The organism is Tabrizicola sp. M-4, from assembly GCF_051132405.1.
Taxonomy (GTDB): domain Bacteria; phylum Pseudomonadota; class Alphaproteobacteria; order Rhodobacterales; family Rhodobacteraceae; genus Paragemmobacter.
Genome location: NZ_CP128606.1, coordinates 868,227 through 883,969 on the forward strand (window position 1 = coordinate 868,227; position 15,743 = coordinate 883,969).

Here is a 15,743-nt window from a genome sequence, read left to right on the forward strand (position 1 = left end):
TTTCCTGACAGAGGGAGCAAGGCCCCCGTCCCCCGATAGCCGCCGGGCGGGGCCGGATCAACCGTCCTGCGCGACGGCGTCGCGGCCGGGGAAGAACCGATCCAGCCGCCCATCCAATTCGCGCGCCATGTCCTGCAGGCGGCGTTCGGCCACGGCCTCGGATTCGCCCGGGGCGATGGTCGTGACCAGACGCACCAGCCCCCCATCCTTGCGGCCATGCACCACCGAATCGTAGAACAGCCAGAGTTTCGAGCCGAAATCCCATGCGATCTGGCGTCCGTTCTGGACGAAGTAATAATAGACCATCATCTGCTCCTGTCCCTTCTGGATCACGGCGCGATTGATGAGGAAGGGCTTGTCCAGACCCATCTCCGGTCCGACGTCGCGACGGTCGAAGGCCGCGAATTCCCAGCCCGTCGTGGGCAGGCAGACCTCGGGCGAATGCGCGCCGCTGATCGTCTGGTCGCGGAACCATGCGGCGAAAAGCTCGACCTGACCGCCCGCGGGATCGCGGTAGATCGACAGGATGTAGTCCTGCGCCTTCAGGGAGCGCGCGACCTCGGGGTCAAGGCTCAGGCGCTCGCCCCCTGTCCAGTTGCCGACCTGCTGCGGGAAAGAGGCCAGTTCGACGCGGGCGGGGTCAACGGTGCGGATGGTGGGGAAGCTGTGCCACAGCACCGCCGCGCCCATGGTGAAGACCGCCAGCGCCGCCAGCGACCGCGACGGCTCGATCAGGGTGATCCGCCGCGCCTGTTGCGAAATGCCCGAGAAATCCAGATCCAGCGCCTCGACCAGCGACATCCGCCCCGGTTGCAGCACCAGAAGCAGGCGGGCCAGAAGGAACATCAGCAGCACCGACAGGACGAAGATCACCCAGCCCTCGAAGAAATGGGTGAAGCCCTGCAGATGCTCTTCCCCCTGATACTGCACGATCATCCCGGCAATCGCGATGCGGAAGGAATTCATCGCCACCGCGATGGGCGCCGCCGACAGGAGGAGGATGGTCTTCATCACGATCCCGCCCCGGAACAGGACGGCGAAGATGTAGGAGAAGCTGAGGATCGGGAACAGATAGCGCAGCCCCGAACAGGCCTCGGCCACATGCATCTTCAAGACGCCAAGGTCGATGATATAGCCGTCAAGATAGACGGGAATGTTCATCACCCGCAGGATCCACACGCCCAGTTCCGCCGAGATGAGCTGCAGCGCGATCGACACCTTGTAATAGCTGTAGCCGGGCAGCGGCAGCATGAAGAGCAGATGCACGATGGGCGGCCAGAACCGCTTGCCCTGATCCCAGCCGAAGGAGATGAGCAGCACCGACCCGAACCACGGCACGAGCGCCGTTGCCGTCACGGTCGGGGTCTCCACCATCTGTCCGGCTAGGCCCAGCAGCACGGAAATGATCATCAGGACGATGCCCGGCAACCGGTTCACCGGGCCCTGAATGATCGGTTCGCCCTTCAACTGCCGCAGGAAGAGAAGCCCCGAAAGGACCGGGATCAGCGGGCCGTGGCTGTATTCCGGCGATTGCCACACCGTCAGAAGCAATTCGATTCCCGGCCAGAAAAGGACAAATGCGCCGGCCATGGCCAAAAAAAGCCACAATAGTCCGGCCATGCGTATCGGCAGGCGACCAATGGCCGATGTGATATCCCCGGTTCCGTGCATGTTCTGGCTACGCTTGATTAGTATGTGTTAAAGCGGCGATACTACACGCGACAAACGCGCCGTTGTAAACAGGCGCGGGATCACGGCCCGTTGTGGTTGGAATTTTGAAAGGCGAGTTCGCGGATGGGCAGTATCCTCGACATCTATACGGGGTTCTTCGGGCTCAGCGGGCGGCCCTTTGCCATCGCCCCCGATCCCGACATGATCTTCTGGTCGCCGCAGCACCGCCGGGCCTTTTCTCTGATGGAATATTCCATCGTGACCCATGCGCCGATCACGCTGGTGACGGGCGAGGTGGGGGCGGGCAAGACGCTTCTGGTGCAGCGCCTGCTGCGCAGCGTGGGCGATGACGTGATCTTCGGCCTTGTGTCGCAGGTGCGCGGATATGCCGAGGACGTGCTGCCTTGGGTCCTGCTCTCGCTGGGCGAGGCGGCGGACCCGCAGGATTCGATGGTGGAGCTTTACGCCCGATTCGAAGAGCGGCTGATCCGGGAATATGCGGCAGGCCGCCGTGTCGTCCTGATCTTCGACGAGGCGCAGAACCTTTCGGATGCGGCGCTGGAACAGATTCGCACCCTGACCAACATGAACACCGGCACGGATGACCTGCTGCAGGTCTTCCTCGTCGGCCTGCCCTCGCTGCGCGACAGGATCGAGGCGCCGACCCTGCATCCGCTGGCCCAGCGCATCGGGGCGGCCAGCCACCTGCCCGCGATGGATGAGGAGACGACGACCGATTACATCCTGCACCGGCTGCATGCGGTGGGCGGCGAGACGGACCTCTTCTCGGCAGAGGCGATCGAGATGATCCACGAACGCACCCATGGCATTCCGCGTCTGGTGAACCAGCTTTGCGATTTCGCCATGGTCTATGCCTTCTCCAAGAATACCGACCGCATCGACCATGCGACGATCCAGCAGGTGATCAAGGACGACGTTTTCTTCTCGGGCCAGACCCTGCTGCCGCCCTCTGAACGGGAGGCCCCGCCGATGGCGGTCTTCCGGGCCAAGGCCGCGTCGCGGGACTAAGGGTATGGATGCCGGGCAAGGGGCGCGGGCGGCCCCGAGGGCAGTGCCGCTGCATGTCCTCATCTGTGTGAATGCGGCGTGGAACGTGTGGAATTTCCGACGGTCCCTCGTCGCGCGCCTGCTGGCCGATGGGCACAGCGTCACCGTGCTTGCGCCCCCGGACGAGGCCGCGTCGCGGCTTGAGGCGATGGGATGCCGCGTGCTGCCGCTCGAGATGGACGTGAAGGGACTCAATCCCCTTTCCGACCTGCGCCTGACCGCGCGCCTGCGCCGTCTGTTCCGGCAGGAACAGCCCGACGTGGTGCTTGGCTACACGATCAAGAACAACATCTTCGGCGCGCTGGCCGCGCGTGGGATGGGGTTCCCCTTCCTGCCCACGGTCACCGGCCTTGGCACCGCTTTTCTGTCGGGCGGGATGCTGCAGCGGGTGGCCGAGACGCTGTATAAGCAGGCCTTCCGCCGCCTTCCGGTGGTGTTCTTCCAGAACGGCGATGACAGCGGGCTGTTCCTGTCGCGCGGTCTGGTGCGGCCGGGGCAGGTGCGTCACATGCCCGGATCGGGCATCGACCTTGGCCGTTTCACCGCCAGCCCCATGCCGGATCCAGACGGGGGCGCGCCCGTCTTCCTGATGATCGCCCGCCTTCTGCGCGACAAGGGGGTGCGCGAATTCGTCGAGGCCGCGCGCCTGATCCATGCCGCGGGCATCCCCGCGCGGTTCCAGCTTGTGGGGGCGGCGGGGGTGGACAACCGCTCGGCCATCCCGCTTGCCGAGGTGGAGGGGTGGGTCGCCGAGGGGATCGTCGAATATCCCGGCCCGCAGCAGGATGTGCGCCCTTTCATCCGCGCGGCGACCTGCGTCGTGCTGCCCTCCTACCGCGAGGGTGCGCCGCGCACGTTGATCGAGGCATCGGCCATGGCCCGCCCGGTGATCGCGACCGATGTCCCCGGCTGCCGCGCGGTGGTGAAGGAGGGCGAGACGGGATTTCTGTGCCAACCGCGCGATCCCCGGAGCCTCGCCGATGTGCTGCACCGCTTCCTCGCGCTGCCGGCAGCCGAACAGGCCCGCATGGGCCAAGCCGCGCGCGCGCTGATGGAGCGCGACTATGACGAAACCCTCGTGATCGAGGCCTATCTCGCTGCCATCCGCGATCATGTTCCGCGCCGCTGATCGGCGGCCCGGCCTTTCTTCCGCCTTTGCCGTGCAGCGACGATCGGCTGGCAATCCTCCCGAGCGGTGCGCAGAGGCTTTGCAGCCGCAGCAATAATCATTAACACTCCGCCCGAAGGATTTGGACAGCGCCCCCGCGGCGGTCCCTGCGCCCCTGTGCGGGCGGCATGGGACGGACCGGCATCGGGGGGACGCGGATTGAAGGACGGCGATAGTGACAGACCGGCAATTTCCGGCGCGACAGGTGCTGCGATGACGGCGCAAGGACGGCGCGTCCTGATCACGGGGACGGCGGGCTTCATCGGCTTTCACCTCGCGCGGCTTCTGCTGGCCGAGGGGTTCCGGGTGCATGGCTATGACGGGATGACGGATTACTACGACGTCACCCTGAAACAGCGCCGCCATGCGATGCTGTTGCAGAACCCCGGCTTTTCCGCCGACGAGGCGCTGCTGGAGGATCAGGCCCGCTTCGACGCGGTGGCCGATGCCTTCCAGCCCGAGGTGATCGTCCATCTCGCCGCGCAGGCGGGTGTGCGCTACAGCCTTGAAAACCCGCGCGCCTATCTGGATGCCAACGTGATCGGCACCTTCAACGTGATGGAGGCCGCGCGCCGCCTGAAGGTGGGGCATCTGCTCATGGCCTCCACCTCTTCCGTCTATGGCGCGAATGACGACATGCCCTTCGCCGAGACGGACAAGGCCGACACCCAACTGACGATCTATGCCGCCACCAAGAAGGCGACGGAAAGCATGGGTCACGCCTATGCCCATCTCTGGGGTCTGCCCACGACGATGTTCCGCTTCTTCACGGTCTATGGGCCATGGGGGCGGCCTGACCTTGCGCTCTACAAATTCGTGGAGGCGATCCTCGATGGCCGTCCCATCGACATCTACAACCACGGCGACATGTATCGCGACTTCACCTATGTCGACGATCTGGTGCGCGGTATCCGCCTGCTGATCGACGCGGTGCCCGAACGCCCCACCCCCGGCGCGCAGATCGCGGCGGGGGACAGCCTGTCGCCGGTGGCCCCCTACCGTATCGTGAACATCGGCAATTCCGACAAGGTCCGCCTGCTGGATTTCGTGGATGCGATCGAGGAGTGCCTCGGCCGGAAGGCGATCCGCAACTACATGCCGATGCAGATGGGCGACGTGCCTGCGACATGGGCCGACGCGACGCTGCTGCAATCCCTGACCGGCTACCGCCCCCAGACCGATTTCCGCGACGGCATCGCCCGCTTCGTGGACTGGTTCCGCGAGTATTACGGGCGCTGATGCAATGACCGGTGCCCCCTTCGCCCTCTATGCAATCGCCCATCCCGCCTTTGCGGAGCGTTACAACTATATCACGCGCCATATCGCCCAGCGTTCTGCCCAAAAGCCGGTCATCCTCGGCGTCATCGGGCGCGAGGTGCTGCTGCGCGACCCAGAGTTTCCCCGAAACCCGGCTTTCAGCCCCGGTCAACTCGGATGCGCCCTGTCGCATGTGGCTGCCTATCGCCACATGGTGGAAAATGGCGTGCAGCAAGCGATCATCCTTGAGGATGACGCAGCCCTGCCGGAAGGGTTCGACGATCTGGCCCGGGCAATCCTTGGCGAATTGCGTCCGGGTGAAGTGATCGTGTTTCACAGCCCGATCATGACGCGGCACGAATACTCGTTTTACGGGTCACGTCGGTTCGGCAAAAGTTTGCTGGTCACTCCGTTCTTGCCGGAGGCAACGCGCACATGCCTTTGCTACGCGATCGAAATCGGTGCCGCGCGACGTCTCTTGACAGCAAATGGGTCTCCAAGGTGGCTGGCCGACGACTTTGGCGCATTCTACAGGAACGGTTTGGTAAACTTCTTGCGAATCCTTTCGCCTGCCGCCGTAGACGTCGCGCATTTCGAATCCGTGATCGGCTATCATGGCGAAGGCAGCCTGATGCAGCGCCTTGCCCCGATCCTGAACCGCACCCCCGGTGTGCGCCAGTTGCTGCGCCTGCGCCGAAAGTTCAGGCGGATGAAGTTTGATCGCAACCATGAGTTCCGGCCCGAACCTTCGCCGCTCATGCAAGGAAATCCGAACTATGCAGACGAATGACCCCATCGCCATCATCGGACTGGGCTATGTCGGTCTGCCGCTTGCGGTGGAATTCGCCAAGCGCCGCCCGGTCATCGGTTTCGACATCAACGCGGGCCGCATCGCCGACCTGCGCGACGGGCGCGACCGCACGCGCGAGGTTTCGCCCGAGGAACTGGCCGAGGCACGCCACCTGACGCTGACCGCCGATCCTGCCGCCCTTGCCGCCGCGCGCATCTACATCGTCACGGTCCCCACGCCCATCGACGCGCACAAGCGGCCCGATCTGACGCCCCTCCTGCGCGCCTCCGAAACCGTGGGGCGGGTGCTGAAACGCGGCGACATCGTCATCTACGAAAGCACCGTCTATCCCGGTGCCACCGAAGAGGATTGCGTCCCCGTCCTCGAACGCCACTCGGGCCTGACCTTCAACCGCGATTTCTTCTGCGGCTACAGCCCCGAACGCATCAACCCCGGCGACAAGGCGCACCGCCTGCCCTCCATCCGCAAGGTCACGGCAGGTTCCACCCCCGAAGCCGCCGAAACCATCGACGCGCTCTATGCCGAAATCATCACCGCAGGCACCTACAAGGCGGAAAGCATCCGCGTGGCCGAGGCCGCGAAGGTGATCGAGAACACCCAGCGCGACCTGAACATCGCGCTGGTGAACGAACTTTCCATCATCTTCAACCGCATGGGCATCGATACCGGTGCCGTGCTGGCGGCGGCGGGGACGAAGTGGAACTTCCTGCCCTTCCGCCCCGGCCTTGTCGGCGGGCATTGCATCGGGGTCGATCCCTATTACCTCACCCACAAGGCCGAGGCGCTGGGCTATCACCCGCAGGTCATCCTTGCCGGGCGACGGATCAACGATGGCATGGGCGCGCATGTCGCGTCTTTGTTGGTCAAGGCGATGCTGAGGCGGCGCATCCAGGTGGATGGAGCGAAGGTCCTTATCCTTGGGCTGACGTTCAAGGAGAACTGCCCCGACCTGCGCAACACCCGAGTCGTGGATGTGGTGGCCGAACTGGCCGATTACGGCATCGCCGTGGATATCCACGACCCGTTGGCCGACCCAGAAGAGGCGCAGGCCGAATACGGCCTGACCCTGACGGCAGACCCCGCGTCGGGGGTCTATGATGCCGTGATCCTAGCCGTCGCGCATGAGGAATACCGCGCGGCAGGCGCGGAGGCGCTGCGGCGCTATGGCAGGGCGGGGCATGTGTTCTGCGATCTGAAATCGGTGTTTCCCGCATCGCAAAGCGATTTGCGGCTGTGAGGGGTGGGGTGGATGACCGGGGGAGGGCAGTAATGCAGCCGGATGCGAAGCGGTTCACGATCTCCATCGCGATGGCCACCTATAACGGCGCGCGCTTCCTGACCGAGCAGTTGGCGAGTTTCGTCGCACAGGAACGTCTGCCCGATGAACTCGTGGTTTGTGATGACGGATCGACGGACGCAACGATGGAAATCCTGCAGGATTTCGCGGCTTCTGCGCCCTTCAGCGTGCGGGTGGAGAGGAATGATAGAAATTTGGGCTTTGCGAGGAATTTTGAAAAGGCCATTTCGCTATGTAATGGTGACCTGATTTTCCTAAGTGATCAGGATGATTATTGGCTACCTATAAAGCTTGCCCGCGTTGAGGAGGAGTTTATTGCCGACTCAAGGGTCATGGTAACGATCAACGACATGATCATTAGCGACGCTGAGTTGAAACATAACAGTGTGACGCAACTCGGAAACATTAGGGCTGGGGGACTAGACGAAAGAACCTTCATAGCCGGGTGCTGCATTGCACTCCGGAAAACTGCCTTTCGCTTCATTTATCCGATTCCAACAGAAATTTTCGCGCATGATCGATGGATATCCGATTTGTTCGTAGCCTTGAATGCGCGGAGGCTGATCGATAGTCCCCTTCAGCTTTATCGTCGCCATGGATCGAATGAGACAAATTGGGTCTACAATGATCCGCGCGGCGTCAACCTTGCTCGCGTGGTGGCTAACGGAGCCTTCGTGTCACCAATTTCCGCTTGGGAGACGCAGTTAAGTCGTATCGATGCCATGAAAGACAGAGTAGTGAGCGGGAGGGAAACCCTAGAATCGCTTGGATTAGGGTCTTGTAGCAAGGATGCGTTGGCGTTCTTTGACCGTCAAAGAAGCAGTTACGCGGCGTTGTTGCAGAACTCTGACCGTCGAGGATTCACATCGCGAATCCATGCGGTTAGACGGGTTGCATGAGCAAGCCATCACCCGCCCGCTATCGCACGACGAACTGGTCCAGCTACACGGCTTCTCTGCGCAAGCGCGGATCGCTGCTGATCTGGCTGGACAAGGAGATGGCCTGGCTCGCGCCGCATGATGGCAGCCCCGGTCGCCCTGCGGTCTTCTCGGATGCAGCGATCCAGTTCTGTCTGACCATCAAGGTCCTGTTCAAGTTGCCGCTTCGGCAAGCGACCGGGATGGTGGCCAGCCTGCTCAAGATGGCGGACCTGGATTGGGCGGTGCCCGACTACACCACGCTGTGCCGACGGCAGAAAACGCTAGCTGTCCAGATCCCGTATCGGCGCGCCAATGGCCCCTTGAACCTGCTGGTGGACAGCACCGGGATCAAGTTCCTCGGTGATGGCGAATGGCAGGCCCGCAAGCACGGCGTTCAGGGGCGGCGTCAATGGCGCAAGGTACATCTGGCTATGGATACCGCCACGTCTGACATTCGGGCGGTGGAGTTTACCTCCAGCAGCGACGGCGACAGTCCGGTCTTGCCGGACCTGCTGGACCAGATCCCCGAGGGCGAAGACATCGGCACGGTGACCGCCGATGGGGCCTATGACACCCGCCGCTGCCACACCGCAATCATCAACCGCGAGGCCACGGCGATCATTCCGATCCGCAAGAACGGCCGGCCCTGGAAAGAGAACTGCCCGGCCGCGATCGCCAGAAACGAAACCCTGCGCGCCACTCGCTACTACGGCCGGGCGTTCTGGAAACGCTGGACCGGATACCATGTCAGAAGCAGGATCGAGGCAAAGATGCGCTGCCTGAAGGCCTTCGGCGAACGCATCGCCGCAAGAGACCCGGACCGCCAGACCGCAGAAATCCAGATCCGCATCGCACTCATGAACCGCTTCTCGGCCCTCGGAACGGCCAACATCGTTCGCGTCGGCTGATGCCGTGGGGGAAAGGCGCTATCATGCCTCAGGCGGGCGTTACGCAACAACGCCCAGTTACGCCCAGCGTATTGCGATCTTGCAAAGATCGCGGTTCCTTCGCCCAATTATGATAATTCCTTTCTATTTGAAAGGCGGGTATGGGGAGTTTCTGGGCTGGAAAAGCGCCATCAAAGACATGATCCGGCCATGACGACACCCGATGCCGAAAGCCGGGGGCGTGTCCTTCATGTTCTCAGGGCGCTCGATTTCGGCGGGGTCGAGTCGCAGATGCGGATCGTTGCCGCGCATGCGGCCCTCTCAGGCTGTCACCACGCCTTCTGCGCCATCGGGCCCGGCGGTGCGGTGCTGGAAGACCTGCGCAGTCTCGGTGCGGAAGCCTGCGCCCTGAACCGTCCGACCAAGATCCCTTCGCCAAAGGCGATCTGGGCCTTGGCGCGGTTTTTGCGGCGCACGCGTCCCGACATGGTTCAACTCTATGGGGCCGAGGCGATGTTCCACGGCATCATCGCCGCGCGTCTGGCCCGTGTGCCGGTCGTCATCTGCGAAGAGATCGGCATCCCGCGCCATTCCTCCAAGGCGCGCAGGGTCTTTGCGCGGCTCTATCGCCATGCCGACCGGATCGTCGCGATATCCGAGGCGGTGAAGCGGGCCATCGTCGACATGGGCGAGGCACGGCCCGAGGTGATCGAGGTCGTCTACAATCCGTTCGAACCGCAGCCCTTCCGCCCCTACCCGCCGCTTGCGGGGCGTGTCGAACTCGGCTTTGCGGGGCGTCTGGAAGCGGTGAAGAACCCGATGGCAGCCGTCGAGGCCGCCGCCCTTCTGCGTGACCGTGGTCTCGATTTTCGCCTGCGTCTGGTGGGCGACGGCAGCCAGCGCCCCGCACTTGCGGCCCGGATCGCCGATCTGAACCTGTCGGATCGCGTCTATCTTGAAGGGTTCCACCCGCATCCCTTCGCGCTGCTGGAGGGGTGCCACCTCTATCTGCAACCCTCCGTCACCGAGGGCTTCGGTCTTGCCATCTGCGAAGCGATGTCGGCGGGAATTCCCGTCATCGCGACCGGTGCCGGCGGGACGCCCGAAATCATCGACCATGGCCGGACAGGCTGGCTGCTGCCGGAACCCGCAGCCGGACCCTTGGCCCAAGCGGTCGAGCAGGCCCTTGCCCTTGGTCCTGCCGCTCTGGCCGAGGTCGGGCGGATGGGATCGGACAGTGTGCGCGCCCGCTTCAGCCCGGAAAGCTTCATGCGGCGCTGCGATGCGCTTTACGACTCCCTTCTCCGTGATCGGGGCCGGACCTGACATGACCGATCCGCGCATTCCCACCCTTTATCTCACCCGCAACGGGCTGTTGGAGCCTTTGGGGCAAAGTCAGGTGCTGGCCTATCTGCGCGGGCTGTCGCGCGATTATCGCATCACGCTGATCACCTATGAAAAGGATGCCGACTGGGCCGATGCCGCCCGCGTCGCCCGGCAGCGAGCGGAATGCGCGGCGCTGGGGATCGACTGGCAGCCGCAGCGCTTCCTGCCCCGGCCGCGGCTGATCGCGCCCGCGCTGTCGATGCTGCGGATGGTCTGGCTGACTGCGCGGGCGGCGCGGCGCGGCGGGGCGCGGCTGATCCATGCCCGGTCCTATATTCCCGCCGCCGTGGCGCTGGTCGTCTCGCGCCTGACGGGGGTGCCCTTCCTCTTCGACATGCGCGCGCTCTGGCCCGAGGAGTTGATCACCGCGGGGCGGATGCGGCGAGGGTCGCTGCTGCATCGGGCGATGGTGGCGGCGGAACGGGCCTGCCTTGGCCGCGCGGCGGGGGTTGTTTCACTCACCCATGCGGCGGTGGATCACCTGACGCGGCTTTACCCGGTTGAGATGGCGCGCGCCCGCGTCGCCGTCATCCCGACCTGCGCCGATCTGGACCGTTTCGTTCCCGCCGCGACGCCGCCCGCGGGGCGGGTCTATGGCTGCCTTGGCACGCTGCTTTCGGGCTGGTTCCGGCTGGACTGGCTGGCCGCCTTCATCGCCGCCGCCGCCCGCCGCGACTCGGAGGCGCGGTTCGACCTGACCACCCGCGACGACCCCGCCACCCTGCGCGCGGCCATCGATCCGGCGGGGACGCTCGGCCCCCGCCTGCGCATCGCGCCCTCCGATCCGGACAGGGTGCAGGAGGTGCTGTGGCAGCAGACGGCTTCGGTGATGTTCTATGCGGGGGGAGAGGTGTCCGAACTTGGCCGTTCCCCCACCCGCATGGCCGAGATCCTTGGCTGCGGCCTGCCCGTTGTGGCCAATGAAGGCGTGGGCGACGTGGCCCGCATCATCCGCGACCACCGCGTCGGCGTCCTTGCCACCGGGCCGGACCCCGCCGCGATGGAGGCTGCCTTCGACGCGTTGCTCGCGCTGCTTGACGATCCCGATCTTCCCCGCCGCTGCCGCCATGCGGCCGAAGCGGTCTTTTCCCTGTCGGGCGGCACGGCGGATTACGCCGCGCTCTATGCCCGCATCCTATCCAGTTCATAGGGGCCATGCGCCATGTGCGGTCTGACCGGACTTCTCGACACCAGCGGAACCCCCGAGGCGACCCTTCGCGCCACGGTGCAGTCGATGACCGACAGCCTGCACCATCGCGGACCCGACAGCGGCGCCGTCTGGGCCGAGGGTGGCATCGCGCTGGGGCACCGCCGCCTTGCGATCATCGACCTCAGCGAGGCCGGCGCGCAGCCCATGCTTTCTTCCACGGGCCGCTTCGCACTGGCCTTCAACGGCGAGATCTACAACCATCTCGACCTGCGGGAGGAATTGCAGAAGGCAGGGGCCGCCCCAGCATGGCGCGGGCATTCCGATACGGAAACCCTGCTCGCCGCCATCGAGCACTGGGGCCTTGACGCCGCGCTTCGCCGGACGGCAGGGATGTTCGCCATCGCGCTCTGGGACCGGCGCGAGCGGCGTTTGATGCTGGCGCGGGACCGGATGGGGGAAAAGCCGCTTTACTGGGGCTGGTCCGGGCGTGCCCTTGTCTTCGGATCCGAACTCAAGGCCCTGCGCCGACATCCGGCCTTCGACCGCGCCCTGTGCCCCGAGGCGGTGGCCGTCTTCCTGCGCCTGACACATATCCCCGCCCCGCGCAGCATCCATCCCGGCACCTTCAAGCTGGAACCGGGCTGCATCCTCGAACTGTCCGGCGATCTGCCGCCCCGGCCACCCGCTGCCCCCCTGCGGCCCGGTGACCGCCATGGCGGCCTCTCCATCCGCCGCTGGTTCGACCTGAACGCGATGGTGGATGCCGGCCGCGCCGATCCCTTCACGACCGAGGCCGAGGCGCTGGAGGTGCTGGAGGCGACGCTCGCCCGCGCCGTGCGGCGGCAGATGATCTCTGATGTTCCTCTGGGGGCGCTGCTTTCCGGCGGGATCGACAGTTCGCTGATCGTGGCCCTGATGCAGAAGACCGCGTCGCAGCCCGTCCACAGTTTCTCCATCGGGTTCGAGGACCCCGCCTTCGATGAAAGCCGCCATGCCGCGGCGGTGGCCCGCCATCTGGGCACGCAGCATTCCGAGATGATCGTGACCGATGCCGATGCGCGCGAGGTGATCCCCGCGCTGCCCGAAATCTATGATGAACCCTTCGCCGACTCCTCGCAGATCCCGACGCATCTCGTCTGCCGCATGGCAAGGCGCGAGGTGACGGTCGTTCTGACGGGGGATGCGGGCGACGAACTCTTCGGTGGCTACAACCGCTATTTCTGGGGGCCGCGCATCTGGAACCGCCTATCGGTCCTGCCCGCCCCGCTGCGCACGGCGCTGGGCCGGGCGATCCGCGGCATCCCCGTCGCGGCATGGGACAGGCTGGGCCGTCTGGCCGCGCCGGTGGTGCCGATCGCCCGACCGGGGGACAAGGCGCACAAGCTTGCCGCCCGCCTGAGCGAGGTACGGGGGGTGGATGACCTGTATCTCAGCCTCGTCTCCGAATGGCCGGGGCACCGCATCCTGCGCGGCCTTGCCGCCCCACCCCTGACGGTGATGGACGATCCGCTGCCTGCCAGCCTCTCTGACGATCCCGTCGGGCGGATGATGCTGCAGGACATGCGCTGCTATCTGCCGGACGACATCCTCTGTAAGGTCGACCGCGCCTCGATGGCCGTTGCGCTGGAAACCCGCGTGCCCTTCCTCGACCCCGAGGTGCTGGCCCTTTCCGCCCGACTGCCTCCCGCGATGAAACTGCGCGAGGGAAAGGGGAAATGGGCGCTGCGGCAGGTCCTTGACCGCCATGTGCCGCGGGACCTGATCGAACGCCCCAAGGCGGGTTTCGGCATCCCGGTGGGGGACTGGATCCGCGGCCCGCTGCGGCCTTGGGCCGAGGATCTGCTTTCGCCCGCTTCGCTGGGCCGGGACGGGTTGCTCGACCCCGCACCGATCCGGCAGGCTTGGGCCGAGCATCTGTCGGGCGCGCGCGACTGGACCACGCGCCTCTGGGCCGTGCTGATGCTGATGTCGTGGAGGAATGCGATGGAGTCCGGGGCCGCAGGGGACCGGGCGGCATGAGGCTGGCACTGCTGCCCCGCTATGGACGTCTGGGGGCCTCCAGCCGCCTGCGGATGTTCCAGTACGAGGATGCCCTGCGCGCCGCGGGTTTCGCGACGCGCTGCTATCCGATGCTGGAGGATGCCTATCTGCGCGATCTCTACGCTGGGCGCACCGACCGTCGCGCGGTGGCGGCGGCCTATGGCCAACGCCTTGGCCAGTTGCGCGCATCCCGCGATGCCGCCCTCCTGATGATAGAGAAAGAGGCGCTGCCCTGGCTGCCCGCCTGGGCCGAGGCCCTCGCCCTGCCGCGCGGGGTGCCGGTGGTGCTGGATTACGATGATGCGGTGTTCCATCGGTATGACATGCACAGCAACCCCCTCATCCGCCGCCTTCTGGGGCAGAAGCTCGACCGTCTTATGGCGCGCTCGGCCCTCGTGACGGCGGGGAACGGCTATCTGGCGGAGCGTGCCGCGCGCGCCGGGGCAAGGCGCATCGAGGTCGTGCCCACCGTGGTGGACCTTGCCCATTACGACGCAAGCCCGCGCCCGGATCGTTCCGGCCCGCCGGTGATCGGCTGGATCGGGTCGCCCAGCACATGGGCCGAATACATGCAGCCCATGCTGCCCCTCCTGCTCTCCACCGCCGAGGCCGAGGGCGCGCGCCTTCTTGCCGTCGGGGCAGGGCAGGGGGCGACGGGGCACCCGCTCCTGTCCGGGCAGCCCTGGACGGAAGAGACCGAGACAGACCTGATCCGCCGCATGGACATCGGCATCATGCCGCTGACCGACACACCATGGTCGCGCGGCAAATGCGGCTACAAGCTGGTCCAGTACATGGCCTGCGGCCTGCCCGTCATCGCCTCGCCCGTGGGCGTGAATGCCCGGATCGTGGAGGATGGCGTGAACGGCTTCCTTGCCGACACGCCCGCCCAATGGCAGGCCGCGTTGCGCCGCCTGCTGCATGATCCCGCCCTGCGCCTGCGGATGGGGCAGGCGGGGCGGCAGCGGATCGAGGCAGAGTACAGCCTGCAGGTCTGGGGCCCGCGTCTGGCCACGCTGCTGCGCGACGCGGCAGGGGGGGCGGCGCGATGATCTATGTGGCCACTTATGCCGGCATGATGGCCCTGCGTCTTTTGCAGCTACGGGCGGTCTACCCCGTGCTGCTTGCCGCGCTTTTCCTCTTCTCGGCCTTCCGGTACGAGGTGGGCTGTGACTGGTTCGGGTATGAGAACCAGTATCAGGTCTTCGGGGCGGCGACCTTTCCCGATCTTCTGTCGATGAACGAACCGCTCTGGACGGCGATCGTCATGCTGCAGGTGCGGCTGGACCTGCCCTATCCGTGGCTGAACGTGATCTCCTCGGCCATCTTCTTCTGGGGGGCCCATCGCCTTGCCATCCGGCAGCCCGACAAGCTTGGCTTCCTGATCCTTCTCTTTCCCGTGCTGATCATCAACATGCCGATGTCGGGCATCCGGCAAGGGGCGGCCATCGGCCTGATCTGCATGGCCTTCAACGCCTTTTCCGACCGCAAGCTCCTGCGCTATCTGATCTATGTGATCATCGCGGCCGGCATCCATTCCAGCGCGAGCATCTTCCTTCTGCTCGCCCCGCTGGTGCAGGGCCGCCTGACGCGTGGCAGGCTGTTCCTCAGTTTCCTGCTGGCCATCCCCGGCGGCTTTGCCCTGATGGGAACCGACATGGCCGCCACCGCGACCACCCGCTATATCGGCACGGGGATCGATTCCGCCGGTGCCAGCTATCGCATCGCCCTTCTGGTGATGACGGCGCTGCTCTTCTTCACCCTGCTTACGCGGCCCTGGGCACGCACCTTCCCCGAGGATCACAAGATCGTCACCATCGGGTCGCTGATGATGCTGGCGACTGTGCCCGCGCTGATCCTGTCTTCCGTCGTGGGCGACAGGCTGGGTTATTACTTCATCCCCATCCAGACGATGATCCTTGCGCGCATCCCGCACCTGCCTCTGCGCACGGGGCGCGGGCCATTGACCGCCGCGCCCTATCTTGCGCTGCTTGCCGTGCTGACGGTCTGGATCGTCTTCTCCGACCTTTTCGCGGGCTGCTACCTGCCTTACGAAAGCTGGTTGCTGGGCCTGCCGGGGTGAGAAGG

At 65.3% G+C, this 15,743-nt stretch carries 13 protein-coding genes; 12 read left to right on the top strand and 1 reads right to left on the bottom strand.

Annotation, left to right across the window (positions count from 1 at the left end; all coding sequences use genetic code 11):
* Positions 1 to 57: 57 nt before the first annotated feature.
* A complete protein-coding gene (gene xrtD / locus TabM4_RS04235; RefSeq protein WP_434618886.1) occupies positions 58 to 1,590 on the bottom strand; it encodes a VPLPA-CTERM-specific exosortase XrtD in 1,533 nt (510 codons plus the stop codon).
* A 204-nt stretch (positions 1,591 to 1,794) separates the two neighbouring features.
* On the opposite strand from xrtD, the gene TabM4_RS04240 reads away from it, so the two are divergent.
* The 12 genes from TabM4_RS04240 to TabM4_RS04295 all read left to right on the top strand — a co-directional run bounded on the left by TabM4_RS04240 (position 1,795) and on the right by TabM4_RS04295 (position 15,738).
* A complete protein-coding gene (locus TabM4_RS04240) occupies positions 1,795 to 2,700 on the top strand; it encodes an ExeA family protein (RefSeq protein WP_434618889.1) in 906 nt (301 codons plus the stop codon).
* Positions 2,701 to 2,704: 4 nt separating this feature from the next.
* Entirely contained in the window at positions 2,705 to 3,868 is a 1,164-nt protein-coding gene (locus TabM4_RS04245; RefSeq protein ID WP_434618892.1) for a glycosyltransferase family 4 protein, read from the top strand.
* 252 nt (positions 3,869 to 4,120) lie between these two features.
* On the top strand, positions 4,121 to 5,146 hold the full coding sequence (locus TabM4_RS04250; RefSeq protein ID WP_434618895.1) for an NAD-dependent epimerase/dehydratase family protein: 1,026 nt from the start codon (positions 4,121 to 4,123) through the stop codon (positions 5,144 to 5,146).
* Between the two features lie 4 nt (positions 5,147 to 5,150).
* Positions 5,151 to 5,954: a glycosyltransferase family 25 protein gene (locus TabM4_RS04255; protein WP_434618898.1), complete on the top strand. Its 804-nt coding sequence runs from the start codon at positions 5,151 to 5,153 to the stop codon at positions 5,952 to 5,954.
* Positions 5,941 to 7,212 carry a Vi polysaccharide biosynthesis UDP-N-acetylglucosamine C-6 dehydrogenase TviB gene (tviB, locus tag TabM4_RS04260; protein WP_434618901.1) on the top strand — a complete coding sequence of 424 codons (1,272 nt, stop codon included), beginning with the start codon at positions 5,941 to 5,943 and terminating at the stop codon, positions 7,210 to 7,212. Before TabM4_RS04255 ends, tviB begins: the two co-directional genes overlap by 14 nt.
* A gap of 32 nt (positions 7,213 to 7,244) precedes the next feature.
* Positions 7,245 to 8,171, top strand: coding sequence for a glycosyltransferase (locus TabM4_RS04265; RefSeq protein ID WP_434618904.1), 927 nt, complete (start codon positions 7,245 to 7,247; stop codon positions 8,169 to 8,171).
* Complete coding sequence (locus TabM4_RS04270) at positions 8,168 to 9,100, top strand: IS5 family transposase (protein ID WP_434612711.1); 933 nt, start codon at positions 8,168 to 8,170, stop codon at positions 9,098 to 9,100. Before TabM4_RS04265 ends, TabM4_RS04270 begins: the two co-directional genes overlap by 4 nt.
* 189 nt (positions 9,101 to 9,289) lie before the next feature.
* Positions 9,290 to 10,405, top strand: coding sequence for a glycosyltransferase (locus TabM4_RS04275; RefSeq protein WP_434618907.1), 1,116 nt, complete (start codon positions 9,290 to 9,292; stop codon positions 10,403 to 10,405).
* Positions 10,362 to 11,615, top strand: a complete 1,254-nt coding sequence (locus tag TabM4_RS04280; protein WP_434618910.1) for a glycosyltransferase — start codon at positions 10,362 to 10,364, stop codon at positions 11,613 to 11,615. Before TabM4_RS04275 ends, TabM4_RS04280 begins: the two co-directional genes overlap by 44 nt.
* A gap of 12 nt (positions 11,616 to 11,627) precedes the next feature.
* Positions 11,628 to 13,634 carry an asparagine synthase (glutamine-hydrolyzing) gene (asnB, locus tag TabM4_RS04285; RefSeq protein WP_434618913.1) on the top strand — a complete coding sequence of 669 codons (2,007 nt, stop codon included), beginning with the start codon at positions 11,628 to 11,630 and terminating at the stop codon, positions 13,632 to 13,634.
* A complete protein-coding gene (locus tag TabM4_RS04290) occupies positions 13,631 to 14,707 on the top strand; it encodes a glycosyltransferase family 4 protein (RefSeq protein ID WP_434618916.1) in 1,077 nt (358 codons plus the stop codon). Before asnB ends, TabM4_RS04290 begins: the two co-directional genes overlap by 4 nt.
* Entirely contained in the window at positions 14,704 to 15,738 is a 1,035-nt protein-coding gene (locus TabM4_RS04295; protein ID WP_434618919.1) for an EpsG family protein, read from the top strand. Before TabM4_RS04290 ends, TabM4_RS04295 begins: the two co-directional genes overlap by 4 nt.
* Positions 15,739 to 15,743 lie beyond the last annotated feature (5 nt).